Raw genomic sequence first — 23,626 nt, 5'->3', positions numbered from 1 at the left:
GAGTCCGTGGCGGAGCCACGGGCGCCGTTCGCTCCAGCACCAGCAGAAGCTCCGGCGGCCGCCGATCCGGCGCCCGTGGCTCCACTCACGCTCTTACTCCTCGTGCTCCCCTGCCGAGGGCTCCGTGCCCTCGACTGCCTCGGCCTCGACCACTGCGGTCTCGACCACCGCGGCCTCGGTCGCCTCGATGGCGCCCTCGGCATCGTCCACGCCGTCCACGCCGTCCACATCGTCGACGTCGCTGCCGGCCTCGGCGTTCCGTGCGATGCCGACGACGGCATCGCGCTTGCCCAGGTTGATCAGCTGGACGCCCATGGTGTCACGGCCGGTCTCCCTGACTTCGTTGACTCGCGTACGAATCACACCGCCGGACAGCGTGATGGCGAGGATCTCGTCGGTCTCCTCGACCACCAGCGCGCCCACGAGCGAGCCGCGGTCCTCCACGATCTTGGCGGCCTTGATTCCGAGGCCGCCACGGCCCTGGACGCGGTACTCGTCGACGGGGGTGCGCTTCGCGTACCCGCCGTCGGTCGCGGTGAAGACGAACGTACCGGGCCGGACGACATTCATCGAGAGCAGTTCGTCGTCAGCTCGGAAACTCATGCCCTTGACGCCCGAGGTGGCACGTCCCATCGGGCGGAGAGCGTCGTCCGTGGCCGTGAAGCGGATCGACTGCGCCTTCTTGCTCACCAGAAGCAGATCGTCCTCGGCGGAGACCAGCTCGGCCCCGATCAGCTCGTCGTCGCTGCCGTCCTCGCGCTCACGGAGGTTGATGGCGATGACACCGCCCGAGCGGGGCGAGTCATAGTCCTTCAGCGCGGTCTTCTTGACCAGGCCGGCCTTGGTGGCGAGCACCAGGTAGGGCGCGGCGTCGTAGTCGCGGATCGCCAGGATCTGCGCGATCTGCTCGTCCGGCTGGAAGGCCAGCAGGTTGGCCACGTGCTGCCCGCGGGCGTCCCGGCCGGCGTCCGGCAGCTCGTACGCCTTGGCCCGGTAGACCCGGCCCTTGTTGGTGAAGAAGAGCAGCCAGTGGTGGGTGGTGGAGACGAAGAAGTGGTCGACGATGTCGTCCTGCTTCAGCTTCGTCCCGCGGACACCCTTGCCGCCGCGCTTCTGCGAGCGGTAGTCCTCGGTCTTCGTCCGCTTCACATAGCCGCCGCGGGAGATCGTGACGACGATGTCCTCCTCGGCGATCAGGTCCTCGATGGACATGTCACCGTCGAAGGGCACGAGCTTGGACCGGCGGTCGTCGCCGAACCGCTCGACGAGCGCCGCGAGCTCCTCGCTGACGATGCCGCGCTGACGCTCCGGCGAGGCCAGGATCGCGTTGTACTCGTTGATCTTGGCCTGGAGCTCGTCGTGCTCGGCGACGATCTTCTGGCGCTCCAGGGCGGCGAGCCGGCGGAGCTGCATCTCCAGGATCGCGTTGGCCTGGATCTCGTCGATCTGGAGGAGGTCCATCAGACCCGCGCGCGCGACCTCGACCGTGTCGCTGCGGCGGATGAGCGCGATGACCTCGTCGATCGCGTCGAGCGCCTTGAGGAGGCCGCGCAGGATGTGGGCGCGCTCCTCGGCCTTGCGCAGCCGGAACTTCGTCCGGCGGACGATGACCTCGATCTGGTGCGTCACCCAGTGGCGGATGAACGCGTCGAGCGAGAGGGTGCGGGGCACGCCGTCGACGAGCGCCAGCATGTTCGCGCCGAAGTTCGTCTGCAGGTCGGTGTGCTTGTAGAGGTTGTTCAGCACGACCTTGGCGACGGCGTCGCGCTTGAGCACGATGACGAGGCGCTGGCCGGTCCGGGACGAGGTCTCGTCGCGGACGTCGGCGATGCCGCCGACCTTGCCGTCCTTCACCAGGTCGGCGATCTTCTGCGCGAGGTTGTCGGGGTTGGTCTGGTACGGCAGCTCCGTGACCACCAGGCACTGGCGGTTCTGGATCTCCTCGACCTCGACGACAGCGCGCATCGTGATCGAGCCACGGCCCGTGCGGTACGCCTCCTCGATGCCCTTGCGGCCGACGACGAGCGCGCCGGTCGGGAAGTCCGGGCCCTTGATCCGCTCGATCAGCGCGTCGAGGAGCTCCTCGTGCGTGGCCTCGGGGTGCTCCAGCGCCCACTGGGCACCGGCCGCGACCTCGCGGAGGTTGTGCGGCGGGATGTTGGTGGCCATACCGACGGCGATGCCGGCCGAGCCGTTGACCAGCAGGTTCGGGAAACGGGCCGGCAGGACCGTCGGCTCCTGGTTGCGGCCGTCGTAGTTGTCCTGGAAGTCGACGGTCTCCTCGTCGATGTCCCGGAGCATCTCCATGGCCAGCGGCATCATCTTGCACTCGGTGTACCGCATGGCGGCGGCCGGGTCGTTGCCCGGGGAACCGAAGTTGCCGTTGGAGTCGACGAGCGGCATCCGCATCGACCAGGGCTGCGCGAGGCGGACGAGCGCGTCGTAGATCGAGGAGTCGCCGTGCGGGTGGTACGTACCCATGACGTCGCCGACGACGCGGGCGCACTTGTAGAAGCCCTTCTCGGGCCGGTAGCCGCCGTCGTACATCGCGTACAGCACGCGCCGGTGGACGGGCTTGAGGCCGTCCCGTACGTCGGGCAGCGCGCGGGACACGATGACGGACATCGCGTAGTCGAGGTACGAGCGCTGCATCTCGGTCTCGAGCCCGACGGGCTCGATCCGCAGCACGGGTTCCTGCTCTTCGGTGGTGCCGGGAGTGTTTTCGTCGGCCATTGCTGGTCGTCAGTCCTTTCGTACGGTCAGCTGAGACCGACTCAGATGTCGAGGAAGCGAACGTCCTTGGCGTTGCGCTGGATGAACGAGCGCCGTGCCTCGACGTCCTCGCCCATCAGCACCGAGAACAGGTCGTCGGCCTGCGCCGCGTCGTCCAGGGTGACCTGGCCGAGGACGCGGTGCTCGACGTCCATGGTGGTGACGCGCAGCTCCTCGGCGTTCATCTCGCCGAGACCCTTGAAGCGCTGGATCGAGTCTTCCTTGATCCGCTTGCCGTTCTGCTTGCCGAGCGCGACGAGCGCGTCCCGCTCGCGGTCCGAGTACGCGTACTCGAAGTCGTCCCGGCCCCACTTGATCTTGTAGAGCGGCGGGCGCGAGAGGTAGACGTGACCGGCCTCGACCAGCGGGCGCATGAAGCGGAAGAGGAAGGTCAGGAGCAGGGTGTTGATGTGCTGACCGTCGACGTCGGCGTCCGCCATCAGAATGATCTTGTGATAGCGGAGCTTCTCGATGTCGAAGTCCTCGTGGACTCCGGTGCCGAAGGCCGAGATCAGCGCCTGGACCTCGGTGTTCTGCAGGATCTTGTCGATCCGGGCCTTCTCGACGTTCAGGATCTTGCCGCGGATCGGCAGGATGGCCTGGTACATCGGGTTACGGCCGGACTTGGCCGAGCCGCCGGCGGAGTCACCCTCGACGATGAAGATCTCGCACTTGGCCGGGTCGTTCGACTGGCAGTCGGAGAGCTTGCCCGGCAGCGAGGCCGACTCCAGGAGGCCCTTGCGGCGGGTCAGGTCGCGCGCCTTGCGGGCGGCCACGCGCGCGGTGGCGGCCTGGATCGACTTGCGGATGATGTCCGCGGCCTCGACCGGGTTGCGGTCGAGCCAGTCGTTGAGGTGCTCGTAGACCGCCTTCTGGACGAAGGTCTTCGCCTCCGTGTTGCCCAGCTTGGTCTTGGTCTGGCCCTCGAACTGCGGCTCGCTCAGCTTGACCGAGATGATCGCGGTCAGACCCTCGCGGATGTCGTCGCCCGTGAGGTTGTCGTCCTTCTCGCGGAGCAGCTTCTTGTCGCGCGCGTACTTGTTGATCAGCGAGGTCAGCGCCGCACGGAAGCCCTCCTCGTGCGTGCCGCCCTCGTGGGTGTGGATGATGTTGGCGAAGGAGTACACGCCCTCGCTGTAGCCGCTGTTCCACTGCATCGCGACCTCGAGGGACAGGGCCTTGTCCTTGTCCTCCGCCTCGAGGTCGATGACGGTCGGGTGGATCAGCTCGCCCTTGCGCGAGTTGAGGTACTTCACGAAGTCGACGATGCCGCCCTCGTAGTGGTACTTCACCGTGCGCGCGGCCGGCTCGGCGGCCGCCTCGGCGTCCGGGTCGTCGGCGCCGACCGTGGCCTTGGCGGACTCGCGCTCGTCGGTGAGCGTGATCGTCAGGCCCTTGTTGAGGAAGGCCATCTCCTGGAAGCGGCGCGAGAGCGTCTCGAAGGAGTACTCGGTCGTCTCGAAGATGTCCGGGTCGGCCCAGAAGGTGACCGACGTGCCGGTCTCGTCGGTCTTCTCGTGCTGGGCGAGGGGCTCCGTCGGAGCACCCATCTTGTAGTCCTGCGTCCAGCGGTGACCGTCGGTCTTGATCTCCACCGAGACCTTGGTGGAGAGGGCGTTGACGACGGAGACGCCGACGCCGTGCAGACCGCCGGAGACCGCGTAGCCGCCGCCGCCGAACTTGCCGCCCGCGTGGAGCACCGTCAGCACGACCTCGACAGCCGGCTTGCCCTCGGACGCGACGATGCCGACGGGGATGCCTCGCCCGTTGTCGACGACGCGCACGCCGCCGTCGGGCAGGATCGTCACGTCGATGGTGTCCGCGTGGCCTGCCAGGGCTTCGTCGACCGAGTTGTCGACGACCTCCTGCACCATGTGGTGCAGACCGCGCTCACCGGTCGAGCCGATGTACATACCGGGGCGCTTACGCACCGCATCCAGACCCTCAAGGACCTGGATGTTGCTGGCGGTGTACTGGTTGTTCTCGTTGGGGTCGCCGGAATCGGCCACGAAGCGCCCTTTCTGGCACAGCACAGGCCGTTCTCCGGGCATGCGGGAGCGGCTGCGTCGTTCGACATGTTCCGCAGGGTGGCGGGATTGTCTCCCAGTCTACCGGTAGCGCTGACAGTCATGGGGGTTTGCCGGTCCCTGAGTCCGCATGTGCCGCCCTGAGCGGACCCAAGACGACTCCCCATATCCAGACAGGGTCTCCAGAGGCCCCTGACGGCCACCTAGCGCTTCGAGAGGTGACGGCCCGTGGGCAGGTGCTCCGCCTCCCGTTCGCGGGCATGCGTTCCGCCTCGCCGCCTGCTCGGACCCGCGCCACGAGGGCCGCCCGTCCACGAGCTACCCGTACGTATCTCCGGGCCCCACAGACCCCGGCGCCCGCAACGGCCCGTACCCCCGCCGCGGCGCCCCCGGTCCCAGCACCTTGATGACCCGCACGGTCCCGTGCCCCAGGTCCTCGTTCAACCGAGCCACCAACCGCGGCGCCAGCAGCCGCAGCTGCGTCGCCCACGCCGTCGAGTCGCACTGCACGGTCAGCACCCGCGCGTCCGGCTCGTCGTCGAACTTCAGCGGTACGCAGTGCTTCGCCAGGTCCTCGCCGACGATCTGCGGCCAGCGCCCCATGACCCCGCCGACCGCCGCGGGGGTCTCCCACCCGCGCTCGGTGATCAGCCGGTTGATCGCCGCACCGAGCGCCATCGGGTCGCGTCCGTCGGCGCGCGCACCGGAGCGCAGACCGCCTCCACGCCGGGCCTGCTTCTTCTGCTGGGCGGCGGCGCCCCGTGCCTTCGCCTGCTCCTTGGCAGCGCGCAGCGCGACCCGCGCCAGGTCGACACCCGAGGCCTCGGGAATCCTGGGTCCCTCCGGCTGCTCCGGCGCCCCGGCACCGAGTGACGGCTGCTCGCTCATACCCGCTCCACCGTCCCGCCGGCCACCTCGTACCGCGTCCCCGCGAGGACCCCCGGCACGTCGTCGTCCACCGCCGCCGTCACCAGCACCTGCTCGCCGCCCGCCACCAGCTCCGCGAGCCGCTCGCGTCGGCGCGCGTCCAGCTCGGCGAAGACGTCGTCGAGGACGAGGACCGGCTCGTTGCCCTCGGAGCGCAGCAGGTCGTACGAGGCGAGCCGCAGCGCCAGCGCGTACGACCAGGACTCGCCGTGGCTCGCGTACCCCTTGGCCGGCAGGTCCCCGAGCTTCAGGAGCAGCTCGTCCCGGTGCGGTCCGACGAGCGTGACGCCCCGCTCGATCTCCTGCTTGCGGACCTCGGCGAGCGCGGCGATCAGCTGCTCGTACAGCTCCTCGCGGGTGTGCCCGGCGCCCGGCGCGGAAGGGCGGTACTCCAGAAGAATCGGTCCCCCGCCCGGCGCGAGCTGCTCGTACGCCTTGTCGGCGAGCGGCTGCAGGGTGTGGATGAGGTCGAGGCGCTGCGCGAGCAGCTCCGCTCCGGCGCGCGCGAGGTGCTGGTCCCAGACGTCGAGCGTGGACAGGTCCATGCCCCGGCCGCCGTGGCGCCGCGCCATGGCGGCGGACTTGAGGAGGGTGTTGCGCTGCTTGAGCACGCGCTCGTAGTCGGAGCGCACGCCCGCCATGCGCGGTGTGCGTGCCGTGATCAGCTCGTCGAGGAAGCGGCGGCGCTCGCCTGGATCGCCCTTGACCAGGGCGAGGTCCTCCGGCGCGAACAGCACCGTCCGTACGATCCCCAGCACGTCACGCGGTCTGACCTGCGAGGACCTGTTGATCCGGGCGCGGTTGGCCCGGCCGGGGTTGAGCTCCAGCTCGATCAGCTGGGAGCGCTCGCCCTGGGTGACGGCGGCCCGGATGACCGCCCGCTCCGCGCCCATCCGCACCAGCGGGGCGTCCGAGGCGACGCGATGGCTGCCGAGGGTCGCGAGATAGCCGACCGCCTCGACGAGATTGGTCTTGCCCTGGCCGTTCGCCCCCACGAACGCGGTGACGCCCGGGTCGAGCGGAACCTCGACCCGGGCGTACGAGCGGAAGTCGGCCAGCGACAGATGCGTGACGTGCATGGTGGGCGCCGACCTTCTTCCCCCGGCGGCTGTGCACCGCGGGGTGCACAGCCTGTGGATTACTTCTTCGTCTCGACCGCGTGGCCACCGAACTGGTTGCGCAGCGCGGCGATCATCTTCATCTGCGGGGAGTCGTCCTGACGCGAGGCGAACCGCGCGAACAGCGACGCGGTGATCGCCGGCAGCGGTACGGCGTTGTCGATGGCGGCCTCGACGGTCCACCGGCCCTCGCCGGAATCCGACGCGTAGCCGCGCAGCTTGTCCAGGTGCTCGTCCTCGTCCAGCGCGTTCACCGCGAGGTCCAGCAGCCAGGAACGGATGACCGTGCCCTCCTGCCAGGAGCGGAAGACCTCGCGCACGTCGGTGACGGAGTCGACCTTCTCCAGGAGCTCCCAGCCCTCGGCGTAGGCCTGCATCATCGCGTACTCGATGCCGTTGTGGACCATCTTCGCGAAGTGACCGGCGCCGACCTTGCCCGCGTGGACTGAGCCGAACTCACCCTCGGGCTTGAGCGCGTCGAAGATCGGCTGGACCTTCGCCACGTCCTCGGCGGAGCCGCCGTACATCAGCGCGTAGCCGTTCTCCAGGCCCCAGACGCCGCCGGAGACGCCGCAGTCGACGAACCCGATGCCCTTGGCGGCGAGCTCCTCGGCGTGCTTCTCGTCATCGGTCCAGCGGGAGTTCCCGCCGTCCACGACGATGTCGCCGGGGGAGAGCAGGTCGGCCAGCTCGTCGATCGTGGACTGGGTCGCGGCACCGGCCGGAACCATGACCCACACGACGCGCGGACCCTTGAGCTTGCCCACAAGCTCCTCGAGGCTGTGGACATCGGCGAGGTCCGGGTTGCGGTCGTATCCGATGACGGTGTGGCCTGCGCGGCGGATGCGCTCGCGCATGTTGCCGCCCATCTTGCCGAGACCGACGAGACCGAGCTCCATCAGAGATTCCTTAAGCGTCGTGTGCGGTTTACCCGGGTCCGAGCCTACGCCCGGACCCCGGTGCACACCTGTGGGGTCAGCCGCTCAGGCGATGCCCCAGAAGAACGGGATCAACCGGACAGTCGGACCGGCATGATCAGGTACTTGTAGGCCTCGTCCGCCTCGGCGTCCAGGGCCGGCTTGCCGCTGAGCAGCGCCGGCTTGGTGGAGGTCGTGAAGGAGAGCTGGGCGACCGGGGAGTCGATCGCGCTCAGGCCGTCCAGGAGGAAGGTCGGGTTGAAGGCGATCGAGATGTCGTCGCCCTCCAGCTGCGCGTCCACACGCTCCACAGCCTGTGCATCGTCGCTGGAGCCGGCCTCCAGGATCAGCACGCCCTGCTCGAAGCTCAGGCGGACCGGGGTGTTGCGCTCGGCGACCAGGGCCACGCGCTTGACGGCCTCGACGAAGGGCGCCGTCTCGATCACCGCGACCGAGTTGAACTCGGTGGGGAAGAGCGTGCGGTACTTCGGCAGGTCGCCTTCGAGCAGCCGGGTGGTGGTGCGGCGGCCCGCGCCCTCGAAGCCGATCAGGCCCTCGCCCTTGCCGGAGCCCGAGAGCGCCAGGGTGACCGTGTCGCCGCTCGTGAGCGCCTTGGCGGTGTCCAGGAGGGTCTTGGCGGGCACCAGGGCGACCGCGGAGGCGTCCGGGGACTCCGGCTTCCACAGGAACTCGCGGACCGCGAAGCGGTAGCGGTCGGTGGAGGCCAGGGTGACCGTGTCGCCCTCGATCTCGATGCGCACACCGGTGAGGACGGGCAGCGTGTCGTCACGGCCGGCGGCGATCGCCACCTGCGCGGCGGCGGAGGCGAAGACCTCACCGGGGACCGTGCCGGTCGCGGTGGGCATCTCCGGCAGCGCCGGGTACTCCTCCACAGGCAGGGTGTGGAGGGTGAAGCGGGAGGAGCCGCAGACCACGGTCGCCCGTACACCGTCTGTGGAGATCTCCACCGGACGGTTGGGGAGGGCGCGGCAGATGTCGGCGAGCAGCCGGCCGGAGACGAGGACGGTGCCGTCCTCCTCGACCTCCGCCTCGACGGAGACGCGGGCCGAGACCTCGTAGTCGAAGCTCGAGAAGCTCAGCGCGCCGTCCTCGGCCTTCAGGAGAAGGCCCGCGAGCACGGGAGCCGGCGGACGGGCCGGGAGGCTGCGGGCCACCCAGGCCACCGCCTCGGCAAGTACGTCGCGCTCCACCCGGATCTTCACCGGAACCGCCTCCTGCTTGTTGCTGGCTCTTCGTCGACTGCGGGAACCAGTCTGACGTACGCCGCCGACACTCGGTGCTGCTCGGGGTCAAGTCGCGACGAGAGCGCGTCGGAGCTCCGGCGGCGAGTTGTGCACAGGTCCCACTTCGAAGCGAATTCCGGGCTAACTCTATGTGGGAGTAGTAGTAGGGCCTGTGGAAACGGTGGATAACGTCGTTTTCCCAGGTCAGGCCCGCTTTTTTGTCCACCGACCCTGTGGGTGGAACCCGTGGACAACCAGGGTTCTCTGTGGACACCCAAAAGTTCTGCACACCCGGTACACAGGCCATGGGGAGTTCTCCCCAGCGCTGTCCCCAGCTTTCCCCAGGTTCCCCACAGCCCAAACGTCTCCCTTGGTGTGACCGCTTTCACTCGGCCCGGTGAGCGGGGGTGATTCGTTGCCGAACAGTGGACAGGGGTGTGGAGAAGCTGTGGGCAACGACCGACCCCCTGTGGGCAGCCAGTGGACAACTTCCGGGGCCCCCTGTGGACGAAGATTTCATCCACAGGCTGTGGAGAGTGGTTGCCAACAAATCCACAAGGGCTTGACCTGGGGTGATGACCTGTCAATAGCTCGGCCTGTGGACACGATCCGGATAACTCGACAGTCCCCACCCTGTGGACGGGAGATCATCCCCCAATCTGTGGAGAACCCGCCACCGGAACGGCGTAATCGAACACCCCGCGCTCGTACACAGCTGTGCACAGCGAACAGGGGCGCCCCCGGAGCGGGTTCGAGAACGCTGAAGAGCGCCCCGGAAACGGCTTCGGGAACGCCGAAGGGCGCCCCAGGAGGTGTCCAGGGGCGCCCTTCGGCACTGCTGTCGCGGCGGTCCGTCAGCCGTTCTTGATACGGTTCGTGAGCTCGGTGACCTGGTTGTAGATGGAGCGTCGCTCCGCCATCAGGGCACGGATCTTCCGGTCCGCGTGCATCACCGTCGTATGGTCGCGGCCGCCGAACTGAGCGCCGATCTTCGGCAGAGACAGGTCCGTCAGCTCACGGCACAGGTACATGGCGATCTGCCGAGCCGTCACCAGGACGCGGCTGCGCGACGATCCGCAGAGGTCCTCCACCGTCAGCCCGAAGTAGTCGGCCGTGGCCGCCATGATCGCCGGCGCGGTGATCTCCGGCGAACTGTCCTCGCCGCCGGGGATCAGGTCCTTGAGGACGATCTCGGTGAGGCCCAGGTCCACCGGCTGCCGGTTGAGGCTCGCGAAGGCCGTCACCCGGATCAGCGCCCCCTCCAGCTCGCGGATGTTCCGCGAGATCCGGGAGGCGATGAACTCCAGCACCTCCGGCGGGGCGTTGAGCTGCTCCTGCACCGCCTTCTTGCGGAGGATCGCGATCCTCGTCTCCAGCTCGGGCGGCTGCACGTCGGTGGTGAGACCCCACTCGAAGCGGTTGCGGAGCCGGTCCTCCAGGGTCACCAGCTGCTTGGGCGGCCGGTCCGAGGAGAGCACGATCTGCTTGTTGGCGTTGTGCAGCGTATTGAAGGTGTGGAAGAACTCCTCCTGCGTCGACTCCTTGCTCGCGAGGAACTGGATGTCGTCGACGAGCAGGATGTCCACATCGCGGTAGCGCTTGCGGAAGGCGTCGCCCTTGCCGTCGCGGATCGAGTTGATGAACTCGTTGGTGAACTCCTCGGAGCTCACGTACCGCACGCGCGTGCCCGGGTAGAGGCTCCGCGCGTAGTGGCCGATGGCGTGCAGCAGGTGGGTCTTGCCGAGCCCCGACTCCCCGTAGATGAAGAGCGGGTTGTACGCCTTCGCCGGCGCCTCGGCCACCGCGACGGCGGCGGCGTGCGCGAAGCGGTTCGAGGAACCGATGACGAAGGTGTCGAAGAGGTACTTGGGGTTCAGCCGCGCGTGCTGCTCCCCCGGCGCGCCGGCGCCCTGCCCCGAGGAGGAGGAACCGGGACCGCCGTGGACCGGACCGCCGCCCGGCCGGGGGCCGGGGCGCGCACCGGGGCCCTGCGGGTCGGGCAGCTCGGCGCGCTCGGGCCGCTGCGGCTGCTCGTAGCCCCGGGGAGGCTCGTCGTAGTGCGTCTGCCGGGACTGCTCCGGACCGGTGTACGGCGCGCGCTCCTGATAGCCGCCGAGCCGCGGCTGCTGCCAGGACAGGTCCTCCTGGGTGCGCGGCCAGGCGCCGGGGTCGGGCCGCTGCGGCTGCTGGTAGTCCGGGTAGGCCGGGCGCGCGGTGGGCAGCCCGTCGTCGGGCATCGGACGGTGACCGTAGCCTTCGTACTTCTCGTACGGCTCGGGCTGCGGGCGCTCGTCGTAGCGGGGCTGCTGCACGGGAGGCGCGGGCGGGGTCGGCTCGCCGACGGAGTCGTCGACGGTGATCGCGATCCGGATCGGGCGGCCGCACTCACGGCTCAGGGTCTCGCTGATCAGCGGGGCGAGCCGGCCTTCGAGGACGCGCTTGCCCCACTCGTTGGGCACGGCGAGAAGAGCGGTGTCCGCGACCAGGGCGAGCGGCTGGCAGCGCTCGATCCACTGCTTGTCCTTGGCCTCGATCCCCTGCTGGCCCTCGCCCAGGAGCTGCTCGAGGACGCGTGGCCACACTGCGGCAAGATCGGCAGGTACGTCAGCCACGGGGCACGCTTTCTACGGGTCCGTGAGGACAGGGCAGGACAGAACGGAAAAGACTGTGGAGTCTCACCACGGTAGTCGGGGCGGCTGACGTGGTTCAAGTTGTTGTCCACAGCCTGTGCATAATGGACCATGGCGACAGGTCGGTTTGACCGGATGGCGTAGCCGCGCGTACCGTGACCAGGTCGAGTTGTCGATGGCTGCTGCCGCCTGCCTCCGATGGGCAAAGATCACGTTCCGTGGTCGCGAAGCGGTGCTATCGGGCGTTACGAGCTACTCGTGGGCGCACGGTGACAGCCAGGCGATGTCCCGCCACCACCCGAATCATTTCTGGAGCCCCCGAGTGAGCAAGCGCACCTTCCAGCCGAACAACCGTCGTCGCGCGAAGACCCACGGCTTCCGCCTGCGCATGCGTACCCGTGCCGGCCGCGCCATCCTGGCGAACCGCCGTGGCAAGGGTCGCGCGAGCCTGTCCGCCTGATCCACTTAAACAGGTCATGACGTGCTGCCTACCGAGAATCGGCTGAGGCGGCGCGAGGACTTCGCAACCGCGGTACGCCGAGGTCGCCGGGCCGGTCGCCCGCTCCTCGTCGTCCACCTACGCAGCGGTGCAACGGACCCGCACGCGCCTGGGGAGAGCGCTCCCCCGACGCGTGCGGGTTTCGTCGTGAGCAAGGCCGTAGGCGGTGCGGTCGTACGCAACCAGGTGAAGCGTCGCCTGCGCCATCTTCTCCGAGACCGCCTCATCCAGCTGCCCCCCGGTAGCCTGGTGGTCGTACGGGCGTTGCCCGGAGCCGGTGACGCCGACCACGCACAGCTGGCCCGAGACCTGGACGCCGCTTTTCAGCGGTTGCTGGGAGGGGGCGCGCGATGAAGTACCCGCTGCTGGCTCTCATCAAGCTGTACCAGTGGACGATCAGCCCTCTTCTGGGGCCTGTCTGCCGGTACTACCCGTCGTGTTCCCACTACGGATTCACGGCCATCGACCGGCATGGCGCGATCAAGGGCACGGCCCTGACCGCCTGGCGCATCCTGCGGTGCAACCCGTGGTCGCCCGGCGGTGTGGACCATGTCCCCCTGCGGAAGCGTCCTCGCTGGCACGAAATGCTCAGGAACGCGCTGCGCGGCGACAAGGGCGGGTCCACCGCCGAGCCGAGCCCGGCCGCCGAGACCTCGCCCAATGCTCAAGGAGCCTGATTAGTGGACACGATTGCCAGTCTGTTCAGCTTCATCACCACACCTGTCTCATGGGTGATCGTCCAGTTCCACAAGGTGTACGGGGCGATCTTCGGCCCTGACACGGGCTGGGCCTGGGGCCTGTCCATCGTGTCCCTGGTGGTGCTGATCCGTATCTGCCTGATCCCGCTGTTCGTCAAGCAGATCAAGTCGACCCGGAACATGCAGGCGCTCCAGCCGAAGATGAAGGCGATCCAGGAGCGCTACAAGAGCGACAAGCAGCGTCAGTCCGAAGAGATGATGAAGCTGTACAAGGAGACGGGTACCAACCCGCTCTCCTCGTGCCTTCCCATCCTGGCGCAGTCGCCGTTCTTCTTCGCTCTGTACCACGTGCTGTCCAACATCGCGTCGGGCAAGGAAATCGGCGCGATGAACCAGGCGCTGGTGGACAGCGCCCGGACGGCCCACATCTTCGGTGCCCCGATCGCGGCGAAGTTCACGGACAGCCCGGAGAAGGTCGAGGCGCTCAACGCCACCCTGCTCGACGTCCGTATCGTCACCGCGGTCATGATCGTCCTGATGTCGGCCTCGCAGTTCTTCACCCAGCGCCAGCTGATGATGAAGAACGTCGACCTCTCGGTGAAGACCCCGTACATGCAGCAGCAGAAGATGCTCATGTACATCTTCCCGGTGATCTTCGCCGTCATGGGTGTCAACTTCCCCGTCGGTGTCCTCGTCTACTGGCTGACCACCAACGTGTGGACCATGGGCCAGCAGATGTACGTGATCAACCAGAACCCGACCCCGGGCAGCAAGGCGCAGGACTCCTACCTCCAGCGACTGCTGAAGAGCGTCACGCATCACGGCGAGGTCCGCGGTCGCCGCCGGAAGGCCGTCGTCAAGGTCATCGTCGAAAAGGGCAGCGACCGCAACGAGAACGAGCGCCGCTTCTTCGTGGGTCTGACCAAGGCCGGCTTCGCGGCCCAGGCCGACGGCACCGTGATCAAGAGCGACACGATCGTGGCCGAGGCCGAGGGTGGTGCCGCCGCCAAGCGGCAGCAGCCCAAGCGCCAGACCAAGGCCCAGCGCCAGGCCGCTGCGGCGCAGCAGGCCGCGGCGAAGGACGCCGAGGAAGGCTCCGAGCCGGCCGCCGAGCAGGCGACCACCTCGCTGGAGAAGAAGCCGCAGGGTTCGGCGAAGGCCGCTGCGGCCGAGACGAAGGACGAGGCGAAGGACCAGGCGCAGGGTGACAAGCCCGCGCGCCCCCGTGCCAACTCCGGAGGCTCCCGCCAGGGCAAGTCCGGTCAGCGCAAGGGCCAGCAGCGGCCCAAGCACCCGTCGTCCAAGAAGTAAGAAGGAGACCATCCGTGACGGAAGGCATCACCTCCGCCGCCGCCGAGGGTGGCGACACCCTGACCCGCCTGGAGCAGGAGGGTGAGATCGCGGCCGACTACCTCGAGGGTCTGCTCGACATCGCCGACCTCGACGGCGACATCGACATGGACGTCGAGGCGGACCGCGCCGCGGTCTCGATCGTCAGCGAATCCAGCAGCCGTGACCTGCAGAAGCTCGTGGGCCGCGACGGCGAGGTCCTGGAGGCCCTCCAGGAGCTGACCCGCCTGGCCGTGCACCGTGAGACCGGTGACCGTAGCCGGCTCATGCTCGACATCGCGGGTTTCCGCGCCCAGAAGCGCACCGAGCTCGCCGAGCTGGGCGCCAAGGCCGCGGACGAGGTGAAGTCCAGCGGGCAGCCGGTCAAGCTGGACCCGATGACCCCGTTCGAGCGCAAGGTCGTGCACGACGCGATCGCCGCCGCCGGTCTGCGCAGTGAGTCCGAGGGCGAGGAGCCGCAGCGCTTCGTCGTCGTACTTCCGGCCTGATCCCTCTCGTAGTGTCGGCCCCGTCTGTTCGCAGGCGGGGCCGATCTTTGTCAGCCTGATAGTCAGCCACCACAGTGCGCTCGCAGGGATTGCGTGCGGTACGGAAGGACGGTTCCCCGTGACGGAGGCAGCGGAGCTCCCGGAGGCGCCGGAGCAGGCGCGCACGGTTTTCGGTGAGTACTTCCCGGAGGCCGTGCGGTACGCGGAGCTCCTCGCGGACGCGGGTGTGAAGCGCGGCCTGATCGGCCCGCGTGAGGTCCCGCGGCTGTGGGAGCGGCACCTGCTGAACTGTGCCGTCCTCTCGGAGGTCGTCCCCGAGGGCGTCACGGTCTGCGACGTGGGCTCGGGCGCCGGTCTTCCCGGCATCCCGCTTGCGCTGGTCCGGCCCGACCTCAAGATCACTCTCCTGGAGCCGCTGCTGCGCCGGACGAACTTCCTCCAGGAAGTCGTCGAGCTGCTGGGCCTCGACCATGTGACGGTGGTCCGTGGCCGCGCGGAGGAGATGCTCGGCAAGATCACACCCGTCCACGTGGTGACCGCCCGCGCCGTGGCCCCGCTGGACAGGCTGGCCGGCTGGGGCGTTCCCCTGCTCCGCCCGTACGGCGAGATGCTGGCGCTCAAGGGCGACACGGCGGAGGAGGAGCTCAACGGTGCCCGCGCCGCGCTCTCCAGGCTCGGTGTGGTGGAGACCTCAGTGCTGCACGTGGGCGAGGGGATTGTCGATCCGCTGTCCACGGTCGTCCGGGTAGAGGTCGGTGAGAGCCCGGGCGGTGTGCGGTTCGCGGCCAAGCGCGCCAAGGCCGCCCGGACGAGCAAGACCCGCCGACGCCGCTGAGCGTCGCATACGTACCATTTTCGGAGTGTCGAACGGCTCCGACCGTGCAGCAGGGGCATGGTGTTTCACGTGAAACGTCGCTCCCTGCTGCAGGGGATCATCAGCCGCGGTCGCGCGGCTGCCACGCCCCGGGACCGTAAGCCCCGCGTGAAGCCACTCGCGAGGGTTACGGAGTTGTCCACAGAGGTGGATTCACCCACAGAACCACCGACCTCGCTGGTTCACGACCCCGAAAGCATGGCAGGCTCTGCTCATCGCGAGCCTGAAGCCGAGGAGAGTGAATCCTTGCGGTCCGACGCCAACATCGCGGGACCGATGACCGATCCGGTCCCCGGTCCCCGAACCGAATCGGTGGGGGAGGATGTTTCACGTGAAACATTGCCCCCGATGGACGACACCCCCATTGGTCGTGCTGCCCAACTGGCAGTAGAAGCCCTGGGCCGTGCCGGTGAGGGACTTCCCCGACCGGCCCAGACGCGCGTGATGGTGGTCGCCAATCAGAAGGGCGGCGTGGGCAAGACGACCACGACCGTCAACCTTGCCGCCTCCCTGGCATTGCACGGTGCCCGGGTCCTGGTCATCGACCTGGACCCGCAGGGCAACGCTTCCACGGCGCTCGGCATCGATCACCACGCCGAGGTCCCCTCGATCTACGACGTGCTGGTGGACAGCCGGCCGCTCTCCGAGGTGGTGCAGCCGGTCCTGGACGTCGAGGGCCTCTTCTGTGCCCCGGCCACCATCGATCTCGCCGGTGCGGAGATCGAGCTGGTGTCGCTGGTGGCTCGTGAGAGCCGTCTGCAGCGGGCGATCCAGGCCTACGAGCAGCCGCTCGACTACATCCTGATCGACTGCCCGCCCTCACTCGGCCTGCTCACGGTGAACGCCATGGTGGCGGGCGCCGAAGTGCTGATCCCGATCCAGTGCGAGTACTACGCGCTGGAAGGGCTCGGCCAGCTCCTGCGGAACGTCGAGCTGGTCCGGGGGCACCTGAACCCCGGGCTCCACGTCTCGACCATCCTGCTCACCATGTACGACGGCCGGACGAGGCTCGCCTCCCAGGTCGCCGACGAGGTGCGCACGCACTTCGCCGAAGAGGTGCTGCGGACCAGCATTCCGAGGTCCGTCCGCATCTCGGAGGCGCCGAGTTACGGCCAGACGGTTCTCACGTACGACCCGGGCTCCAGTGGTGCCCTGTCGTATCTGGAGGCCGCTCGTGAGATCGCTCTGCGGGGTGCTGCCCTGCACTACGACCCGCAGCACGCCCACGCAGGGCACCAGAACAACCAGCGCAGCATGTCGGAGGGGATCCAGTGAGCAAGCGACCTAGGGGGTTGGGACGTGGGCTCGGTGCGCTGATCCCCGCCGCCCCGCAGGAACAGAAGGTTCCGGCGGTCGGCCTCGGGGTCGGCACGACCTCCTCCGGTGCGGTCCCCGTGCTGCCCTCGGAGCGGGGCGTGGCTGCTGCCAAGCTGGCGACGCTTCCGCACAGCAGCCCGTCACCCGACTCGGATGCGTCGTGGGGCGAGGAGGAGGCCGTCCCGGAGGTTCAGGGCGGGGCCTACTTCACCGAGCTTCCGATCGACGCGATCGTTCCCAACCGGCACCAGCCGCGTGAGGTCTTCGACGAGGACGCCCTGGCGGAGCTCGTCATCTCCATCAAGGAGGTCGGCCTCCTCCAGCCCGTGGTCGTACGCAAGATCGGTGACGAGCGCTACGAGCTGGTCATGGGCGAGCGTCGCCTGCGGGCATCGACGACCGCCGGTCTTGAGCGGATCCCGGCGATCGTCCGGGACACCGACGACGAGAAGATGCTCCTGGACGCCCTCCTGGAGAACCTCCACCGGGCCCAGCTGAACGCGATCGAAGAGGCCCACGCCTACGAGCAGCTGCTCAAGGACTTCGGCTGCACGCATGACCAGCTCGCGGAGCGGATCGGGCGTTCCCGCCCGCAGATCTCCAACACGCTGCGTCTGCTGCGGCTCTCTCCGCCGGTGCAGCGGAGGGTCGCCGCCGGCGTGCTCTCCGCCGGCCACGCGAGGGCCCTGCTCGGCGTGGAGGACGCGGAGGCTCAGGACCAGCTGGCCTACCGGATCGTCGCCGAGGGTCTCTCCGTGCGTACCGTCGAGGAGATCGTGAGCCTCATGGGCTCCGAGGAGCCTGCCGCGGTCAAGCCGAAGGGCCCGCGGGCCGGGGGACGGGTCTCGCCCGCGCTGACCGATCTCGCGTCCCGGCTCTCGGACCGATTCGAGACGCGGGTGAAGGTCGACCTGGGGCAGAAGAAGGGCAAGATCGTCGTCGAGTTCGCTTCGATGGATGATCTGGACCGGATCCTCTCGACCCTCGCCCCTGGCGAGGGGAAGGTCATGGACCAGAAGAACGCCCAGCAGAACGAGCAGGGCTGACGTTCTCGCTGCGTCGATTTACGGCCAGGGCGGGTCGGACTCCGGTCTTCACCGGAGCCCGACCCGCCCTTTGCCTTGGAGCGGTGTCCCCTTGATCGCCCGGTCGATACGATTCTGAGAGGCGTATCCGTGCTCGAGGGCGAGGGAAGCGAGGGGCAGCCGTGGGGCGTCGGCTCGTACCGCTCACTCTGGACAACCTTTCGGATCTTCCGCGGCGATGCCGCTCCTGTGTCTTCTGGGAGCTCGACCCGGTAAGTGGAGAGGCCGCCGTGAAGGCGGGTCGTCCGGAGGCGGAGAAGGAGGCCTGGATCTCCGCCGTCCTCCTGGAATGGGGTTCCTGCGGGCGGGTGGTCTACGTGGACGAGGTGCCCGTCGGCTACGTCCTCTACGCTCCCCCGGCGTACGTGCCGCGGTCGACGGCCTTCCCGACCAGTCCGGTGGCGGCTGACTCCGTCCAGCTGATGACGGCCTGGATCATGCCGGGATACCAGGGCCAGGGGCTGGGCCGGATGGTCGTGCAGACCGTGGCCAAGGATGTGATGCGGCGGGGCTTCAAGGCGATCGAGGCGTTCGGCGACGCCCGGTGGAAGGAGCCGGCCTGCGTGCTCCCGGCCGACCACCTTCTTGCCGTGGGCTTCAAGACCGTCCGGCCGCACCACGCGTTCCCCCGGCTGCGGCTGGAACTGCGGACGACGCTCTCCTGGAAGGAGGACGTCGAGATGGCGCTGGACCGGCTGCTCGGCGCCGTGCAGAAGGAGCCCGCGCTGCGACCGCTCTGACCTTGGGACACGAGAAAGGCCCGCCCCTCCAGGGGGGCGGGCCTTTCGTGTTTCACGTTTCACGTGAAACAGAGACGTGTCAGCCGTTCGCGGGCTCGACGAAGTCCGCCAGGTCACGCAGGATGGCGGCCTTCGGCTTGGCGCCGACGATGGTCTTCACGACCTCGCCACCCTGGTAGACGTTCAGCGTCGGGATGGACATGACGCCGTACTTGGCGGCCGTGGCCGGGTTCTCGTCGATGTTGAGCTTCACGACCTCGATCTCGCCGTGCTCGGCGGCGATGGCCTCCAGCGACGGAGCGATCTGGCGGCACGGGCCGCACCAGGCAGCCCAGAAGTCCACCAGGACGGGCTTGTCGCTCTTGAGGACGTCCTCATCGAAGGAAGCGTCGGTCACATTCTTCAGGGCCACGGCGGCCTCCTTGTTCTCGCGGGGTGTGGGGTGAGGAAAGACGAGGGTCAGACCGCGGGGGTCTCGGCCAGCTTCTCGCTGTCGGCGAGGGCGGCCAGGAAGCGCTCGGCGTCGAGCGCGGCGGAGCAGCCGGTGCCGGCGGCCGTGATGGCCTGGCGGTAGGTGTGGTCGACGACATCGCCCGCACCGAAGACGCCCGTGAGGTTCGTGCGGGTCGACGGCGCGGCCACCTTCAGGTAACCCTCGTCGTCCAGCTCCAGCTGGCCCTTGAAGAGCTCGGTCCGCGGGTCGTGGCCCACGGCGATGAAGAGGCCGGTGACGGCCAGCTCGCGGGTCGCGCCGGTCTTGGTGTCGCGCAGGGTCAGGCCGCTGAGCTTCTGCTCGCCGTGGATCGCGGTGACCTCGCTGTCCCAGGCGAACGAGATCTTCGGGTCGGCGAAGGCGCGCTCCTGCATGGCCTTGGAGGCGCGCAGGGTGTCACGGCGGTGGACGATCGTGACGGACTTGGCGAAGCGCGAGAGGAAGGTGGCCTCCTCGATCGCGGTGTCGCCGCCGCCGACGACGGCGATGTCCTGGTCCTTGAAGAAGAACCCGTCGCAGGTGGCGCACCAGGAGACACCGCGACCCGAGAGCGCGTCCTCGTTGGGGAGGCCGAGCTTGCGGTGCTGGGAGCCCGTGGTGACGATGACGGCCTTGGCGCGGTGCACGGTGCCGGCGGTGTCGGTGACGGTCTTGATGTCACCGGTCAGGTCCACGGCGATGATGTCGTCGGGGATGAGCTCGGCGCCGAAGCGCTCGGCCTGGGCCCGCATGTTGTCCATGAGGTCCGGGCCCATGATGCCGTCACGGAAGCCGGGGAAGTTCTCGACCTCGGTCGTGTTCATCAGGGCGCCACCAGCGGTGACGGCCCCCTCGAAGACCAGAGGGTTCAGCGACGCTCGGGCCGTGTAGAGCGCAGCGGTGTAACCCGCGGGCCCGGAGCCGATGATGATCACGTTACGGACGTCGCTCACGGGTTACTTCCTCGTCTCTGCAGACTGCCACTGCCTACGGGGGCGGTTGTCTCGGTCACTCTCACCCCACCCAACGGATCCTACGGGGGATGCATTCCCGAGATTGCCCCGCGGCACGTGGCCGAGACGCCGAGCGAGATCAGGAACGCGGGTATGTCTCGCTGAGCAGAACATCGGCAGCTGGGTTTCCGGTGCTCGTCGGCCGGTCGGCGCAGGTGGCGTCGAGGACGAATGCCTGGACTCGGGTGCTGTCGGCAGGGTCCGCGAGGACGAGCAGGTATGCGGGTGTGCCCTGGTACTCGCCGCGCTCATGGGCGAGCACGGTGTCGCTGCGGCCCGTGCCGGCCAGGACACAGCCGGGGACAGCACTGTCCCTGTTCCGCTGGGGGGTGCTCGCGGTGGTGCTCTCGGCGGACAGCGATTCGGGGCCGACGCCCTGAGGCGAACTGGCCACGCCGGCGCCCTCGCCCAGGAGCGCGTGGACGCGTTCCTCGACCGGTGTCCCGGAGAAGGGGCTCATGGCCACCGCGTTGGCGTCCGCCTTCTTGGCTCCGTTCGCAATTTCGGCGGTCGGACCACCGCCCTGGCTGAGGAGGAGGCTCGTCCCGAGGAGGGCGGCGGCGAAGGCAGCACCCATCGAGGAGACCAGGGCGATCCGGCGGCGACGGGGCTTTCCGGGGCGGCCGGGGCCGGTGGCCGCGTTCGGCCGGCCCGCAGGGCGCACTGCTGCGCGGGAAGGCGTGCCGGAGGGGAGAGGTTCGGTGCGGGGGCGCGATGTTTCACGTGAAACAGGGCCGTCGCTCTCCGGCGCGGTGGCCTGGAGCAGGGCTTCGGCGGCGAGTGCGGCGTCGATCCGGCCGGCGATCTCGGCGGGCATGCGCGGCGGTCCGGGCAGCGTGCCCAGGAGGCCCCGGATCTCCTCCAGGGAAGTCCTGACATCCGTACACAGGGCACAGTCGTCCAGGTGGCGGCGTACGGCCGCGGAGCGGCTCGGTGACAGAAGCCCCTCGGTCAGATCGGAGATCTCCGAGACGTCCGGGTGCTGTGTCGTGTCGGCCTTGCCGGTCGTGGAAGTCACGCGCGCCCACCTCCGCCCTTCACAGCAGCTGGATCTGTCGGTCCGGTATTCGTCGGCCCCGGCACCGGTGGGACGGATGTCCCCGGCGTCCGGTTCCTTCCCCCTTCGGCGGCCTCGTTACCCACTGTGTCGGCGCGCAGATGAGTGACCATCGGCAGCAGGCGGGAGCGCCCCCGCGCGCAGCGGCTCTTCACGGTTCCGGTGGGAACGCCGAGGATACGTGCCGCCTCCGCGACCGGGTATCCCTGCATGTCGACCAGGACGAGTGCGGCGCGCTGGTCCTCGGGGATGAGGGCGAGTGCCGCGAGGACCTGCCGGTGGAGGTCCTCGCGCTCCGCGGGGGCCTCGGCCGACTCGTGGGGGTCGAGGAGCTGCTCGAACCGGTCGGTGTCGTCGACGGGCGAGGTTCTGCGGGAGGCGGCCTTTCGGGCACGGTCGAGACAGGCGTTCACCGTGATGCGGTGCAGCCAGGTCGTGACGGCCGACTGGCCCCGGAAGGTATGGGCGGCCCGGAAGGCGGACAGCAGGGCGTCCTGGAGGGCGTCGGCGGCCTCCTCGCGGTCCCCCAGGGTGCGCAGGGCCACCGCCCACAGACGGTCGCGATGACGCCGCACAAGCTCACTGAAGGCGTCCGGGTCCCCGGCGACATGGCGCGCCAAGAGTTCCTGGTCGCCTGTGGACTCGTCTATCGGAGCGTCCAATGGTGAGCCCCTCCCCGTGCGGTGGTCAGCCCAAGATCTTGATCTCGGACAGCTTGCCCCGGAAGCCTCCGTCGTTGGCAGGGAGTTCCGTCAGCCAGACCAGAACGTAGCGGGTCGTGACCGGCTTGGTGGGCTTCAGTGTCACGTTGCTGCCCGAGCCTTCCGCCTGCGTCGTGAACCCGTCGGCCATGGACGGCGTCGACGAAGCGTCGGAGGGTGCGGTGCGGAGCTCCACCGAGGTCTGGCCCACGAACGACAGCTCGACCGAGCTGATCTCCTTCGCCGTGCCCAGGTCGAGGACCAGGCCGACCCCGGTTTTCAGGTTGGCGAAGTCGGAACCGTAGTAGTTCACGGTGTGCCAGTAGGTGTTGGGGTCGCCGTCGTAGGCGAGCTGTATGGCCTGGGGGTTCTCCGTGCCGTTGCCCTGCGGGGCCGGGTCGAAGTCCTGGGCGGACACGATGGAGATCGGCTTGGGCGGCTCGGGCTTCTCGTCGACCGTGGGGGATGTGACCGGCGTCTTGGTGGTCGGCTCGTTGGCGAGGAGCCGGTCGGCGATCTGCCAGCTGCCCAGGCCCAGAGCGGCGATCAGGAGGGCCGAGACGGCCCACTTCAGTGCCGTGCCGGTACGGCTCTGGAGCGGGGCCGGAGGCGCGATGACCGGCTGGGTGGCGGCGACGGGACGTGCCTGCGGGCGGCCGTACGTGCCCTGCTGGTACGTCGTGCGCTGGTAGTCGGTCGGGGTGGGGAACACCGGCTCCGGCGGCTTCACGCGGGGCATCGCCGCGACGGCCTTGGCGAGCTCGTCCGGGGTGGTGCAGGGCCGGTCCTGACGGGAGGCCGTGGCGCCGTCGTTGGCGAGGGCGCGCATGGCGATCTCGGCGAGGCCGCGGTGGACCCCGGCCCTTACCTGGTCGGGTGAGAGGAGCCCCACGCCCTTGGGAAGGCCGGAGAGCCCGTAGGCGTCGCTGTCGTAGGGCCAGCGCTGGGTGAGGGCGGCGTACAGCAGGGCGCCGATGGCCTCGGTGTCGGTGAGCTGGGGGCGCTCGGCGGTGATGCCGCGCAGGGCGGCGTTCACGGCGAGGCCGCGGATCCGGTACTGGCCGGTGGAGCTGCGCAGGACGGCGCTCGGGGTGAGCCGGAGGTGCGCGAGACCTTCGCGGTGGGCGGCGGCCATGGCCTGCGAGACCTGGCTGACGAGCTGGTAGGCGTCGTGCGCCTCCATCGGGCCGGTCGCGAGCAGCGCGGTCAGCTCGGTCGAGTCGGGCAGCCACTCGTGCACGACGTACACGAGGTCGTTCTCCTCGACGGCGTCGAGGACTTGGACGAACCGGGGGTCGCCGAGCAGCGCCGCGGAACGGGCCGCCGCCAGGACGGAGCGGGCCCGGGGGTGGTCCGCCGGCAGCAGGTGGACCCCGACGGCACGGCGCAGCTTCTCGTCGACGGCACGCCAACTGCTGAAGCCGTCCAGACGAGTGACGCACTCCTCCAGTCGGTACCGTCTGGCCAGCTTGTGGCCACTGTGCAGTTCCGGTGCCGTGATGGAAGGCTGTTCGCCGCTCTGTCGTTCGACCGCCTTGCTTTCCGTGGCCTCGGCGGTCTTCTCCGCCATCTTCTGCGTTGTCGCCACCCCGTCGGTCGCGGCCTTGTCCGCCTTGGCGGTCAGCGGGTCGTCACCGCTGTCGGCCACGTCGACGGCGGCCGTGCTACGTTCCGCCACCGTCGTCCTGCCTCCCCAT

21 protein-coding genes are annotated in these 23,626 nt (G+C 69.0%); 9 read left to right on the top strand and 12 right to left on the bottom strand.

The window, feature by feature from the left end; genetic code table 11:
• Positions 1-93 precede the first annotated feature (93 nt).
• The 7 genes from gyrA to dnaA form a co-directional block, all read right to left on the bottom strand.
• Positions 94-2,733, bottom strand: coding sequence for a DNA gyrase subunit A (gyrA, locus tag DEJ46_RS19870; RefSeq protein ID WP_150268271.1), 2,640 nt, complete (start codon positions 2,731-2,733; stop codon positions 94-96).
• A 41-nt stretch (positions 2,734-2,774) separates the two neighbouring features.
• Positions 2,775-4,805, bottom strand: coding sequence for a DNA topoisomerase (ATP-hydrolyzing) subunit B (gene gyrB, locus DEJ46_RS19865; protein WP_150268270.1), 2,031 nt, complete (start codon positions 4,803-4,805; stop codon positions 2,775-2,777).
• Between the two features lie 312 nt (positions 4,806-5,117).
• Positions 5,118-5,687: a DUF721 domain-containing protein gene (locus tag DEJ46_RS19860; protein ID WP_150268268.1), complete on the bottom strand. Its 570-nt coding sequence runs from the start codon at positions 5,685-5,687 to the stop codon at positions 5,118-5,120.
• A complete protein-coding gene (gene recF / locus DEJ46_RS19855) occupies positions 5,684-6,805 on the bottom strand; it encodes a DNA replication/repair protein RecF (RefSeq protein WP_150268266.1) in 1,122 nt (373 codons plus the stop codon). The genes DEJ46_RS19860 and recF overlap by 4 nt, the downstream gene beginning before the upstream one ends.
• A gap of 59 nt (positions 6,806-6,864) precedes the next feature.
• A complete protein-coding gene (gene gnd / locus DEJ46_RS19850) occupies positions 6,865-7,743 on the bottom strand; it encodes a phosphogluconate dehydrogenase (NAD(+)-dependent, decarboxylating) (RefSeq protein ID WP_150268264.1) in 879 nt (292 codons plus the stop codon).
• A gap of 110 nt (positions 7,744-7,853) precedes the next feature.
• Positions 7,854-8,984 carry a DNA polymerase III subunit beta gene (gene dnaN, locus DEJ46_RS19845; protein WP_015034855.1) on the bottom strand — a complete coding sequence of 377 codons (1,131 nt, stop codon included), beginning with the start codon at positions 8,982-8,984 and terminating at the stop codon, positions 7,854-7,856.
• Between the two features lie 875 nt (positions 8,985-9,859).
• The gene (gene dnaA, locus DEJ46_RS19835) at positions 9,860-11,617 is read right to left on the bottom strand and encodes a chromosomal replication initiator protein DnaA (RefSeq protein ID WP_150268262.1); all 1,758 of its coding nucleotides are present in this window, start codon (positions 11,615-11,617) and stop codon (positions 9,860-9,862) included.
• Between the two features lie 340 nt (positions 11,618-11,957).
• On the opposite strand from dnaA, the gene rpmH reads away from it, so the two are divergent.
• The 9 genes from rpmH to DEJ46_RS19790 all read left to right on the top strand — a co-directional run bounded on the left by rpmH (position 11,958) and on the right by DEJ46_RS19790 (position 18,686).
• Positions 11,958-12,095 (top strand): 50S ribosomal protein L34, encoded by a 138-nt coding sequence (gene rpmH, locus DEJ46_RS19830; RefSeq protein ID WP_006381191.1) that lies wholly within the window; start codon positions 11,958-11,960, stop codon positions 12,093-12,095.
• A 21-nt stretch (positions 12,096-12,116) separates the two neighbouring features.
• Positions 12,117-12,488 carry a ribonuclease P protein component gene (rnpA, locus tag DEJ46_RS19825; RefSeq protein WP_150268260.1) on the top strand — a complete coding sequence of 124 codons (372 nt, stop codon included), beginning with the start codon at positions 12,117-12,119 and terminating at the stop codon, positions 12,486-12,488.
• Entirely contained in the window at positions 12,485-12,811 is a 327-nt protein-coding gene (gene yidD / locus DEJ46_RS19820) for a membrane protein insertion efficiency factor YidD (RefSeq protein ID WP_150268258.1), read from the top strand. Before rnpA ends, yidD begins: the two co-directional genes overlap by 4 nt.
• A gap of 3 nt (positions 12,812-12,814) precedes the next feature.
• On the top strand, positions 12,815-14,143 hold the full coding sequence (gene yidC / locus DEJ46_RS19815; RefSeq protein ID WP_150268256.1) for a membrane protein insertase YidC: 1,329 nt from the start codon (positions 12,815-12,817) through the stop codon (positions 14,141-14,143).
• A gap of 14 nt (positions 14,144-14,157) precedes the next feature.
• Positions 14,158-14,670: a protein jag gene (locus tag DEJ46_RS19810; protein WP_150268254.1), complete on the top strand. Its 513-nt coding sequence runs from the start codon at positions 14,158-14,160 to the stop codon at positions 14,668-14,670.
• A 118-nt stretch (positions 14,671-14,788) separates the two neighbouring features.
• Complete coding sequence (gene rsmG, locus DEJ46_RS19805) at positions 14,789-15,505, top strand: 16S rRNA (guanine(527)-N(7))-methyltransferase RsmG (protein WP_150268252.1); 717 nt, start codon at positions 14,789-14,791, stop codon at positions 15,503-15,505.
• A gap of 237 nt (positions 15,506-15,742) precedes the next feature.
• The gene (locus DEJ46_RS19800; RefSeq protein ID WP_150274577.1) at positions 15,743-16,819 is read left to right on the top strand and encodes a ParA family protein; all 1,077 of its coding nucleotides are present in this window, start codon (positions 15,743-15,745) and stop codon (positions 16,817-16,819) included.
• Positions 16,816-17,907 (top strand): ParB/RepB/Spo0J family partition protein, encoded by a 1,092-nt coding sequence (locus tag DEJ46_RS19795; RefSeq protein WP_150268251.1) that lies wholly within the window; start codon positions 16,816-16,818, stop codon positions 17,905-17,907. The genes DEJ46_RS19800 and DEJ46_RS19795 overlap by 4 nt, the downstream gene beginning before the upstream one ends.
• Before the next feature lie 161 nt (positions 17,908-18,068).
• A complete protein-coding gene (locus DEJ46_RS19790; protein ID WP_150268249.1) occupies positions 18,069-18,686 on the top strand; it encodes a GNAT family N-acetyltransferase in 618 nt (205 codons plus the stop codon).
• A 79-nt stretch (positions 18,687-18,765) separates the two neighbouring features.
• Here the strand turns inward: DEJ46_RS19790 and trxA are convergent, their stop codons facing one another.
• The 5 genes from trxA to DEJ46_RS19765 form a co-directional block, all read right to left on the bottom strand.
• Positions 18,766-19,098: a thioredoxin gene (trxA, locus tag DEJ46_RS19785; RefSeq protein WP_150268247.1), complete on the bottom strand. Its 333-nt coding sequence runs from the start codon at positions 19,096-19,098 to the stop codon at positions 18,766-18,768.
• A 47-nt stretch (positions 19,099-19,145) separates the two neighbouring features.
• Entirely contained in the window at positions 19,146-20,111 is a 966-nt protein-coding gene (gene trxB / locus DEJ46_RS19780) for a thioredoxin-disulfide reductase (RefSeq protein ID WP_150268245.1), read from the bottom strand.
• 139 nt (positions 20,112-20,250) lie between these two features.
• Positions 20,251-21,189 carry a hypothetical protein gene (locus DEJ46_RS19775; protein WP_150268243.1) on the bottom strand — a complete coding sequence of 313 codons (939 nt, stop codon included), beginning with the start codon at positions 21,187-21,189 and terminating at the stop codon, positions 20,251-20,253.
• Entirely contained in the window at positions 21,186-21,890 is a 705-nt protein-coding gene (sigM, locus tag DEJ46_RS19770; RefSeq protein ID WP_190622760.1) for an RNA polymerase sigma factor SigM, read from the bottom strand. The genes DEJ46_RS19775 and sigM overlap by 4 nt, the downstream gene beginning before the upstream one ends.
• A 25-nt stretch (positions 21,891-21,915) precedes the next feature.
• The gene (locus DEJ46_RS19765) at positions 21,916-23,607 is read right to left on the bottom strand and encodes a protein kinase family protein (RefSeq protein WP_150268241.1); all 1,692 of its coding nucleotides are present in this window, start codon (positions 23,605-23,607) and stop codon (positions 21,916-21,918) included.
• Positions 23,608-23,626: the final 19 nt, after the last annotated feature.

Origin of the sequence: Streptomyces venezuelae (assembly GCF_008642375.1) — a bacterium.
Classification (GTDB): Bacteria; Actinomycetota; Actinomycetes; order Streptomycetales; family Streptomycetaceae; genus Streptomyces; species Streptomyces venezuelae_G.
This window is presented reverse-complemented; position numbering and strand designations above follow the sequence as displayed.

Excerpts from the sequence above, each read along its gene's own strand:
- gyrA (WP_150268271.1), bottom strand. The coding sequence starts at position 2,733 with ATGGCCGACGAAAACACTCCCGGCACCACCGAAGAGCAGGAACCCGTG.
- DEJ46_RS19860 (WP_150268268.1), bottom strand. The coding sequence starts at position 5,687 with ATGAGCGAGCAGCCGTCACTCGGTGCCGGGGCGCCGGAGCAGCCGGAG.
- recF (WP_150268266.1), bottom strand. The coding sequence starts at position 6,805 with ATGCACGTCACGCATCTGTCGCTGGCCGACTTCCGCTCGTACGCCCGG.
- gnd (WP_150268264.1), bottom strand. The coding sequence starts at position 7,743 with ATGGAGCTCGGTCTCGTCGGTCTCGGCAAGATGGGCGGCAACATGCGC.
- yidD (WP_150268258.1), top strand. The coding sequence starts at position 12,485 with ATGAAGTACCCGCTGCTGGCTCTCATCAAGCTGTACCAGTGGACGATC.
- DEJ46_RS19800 (WP_150274577.1), top strand. The coding sequence starts at position 15,743 with ATGGCAGGCTCTGCTCATCGCGAGCCTGAAGCCGAGGAGAGTGAATCC.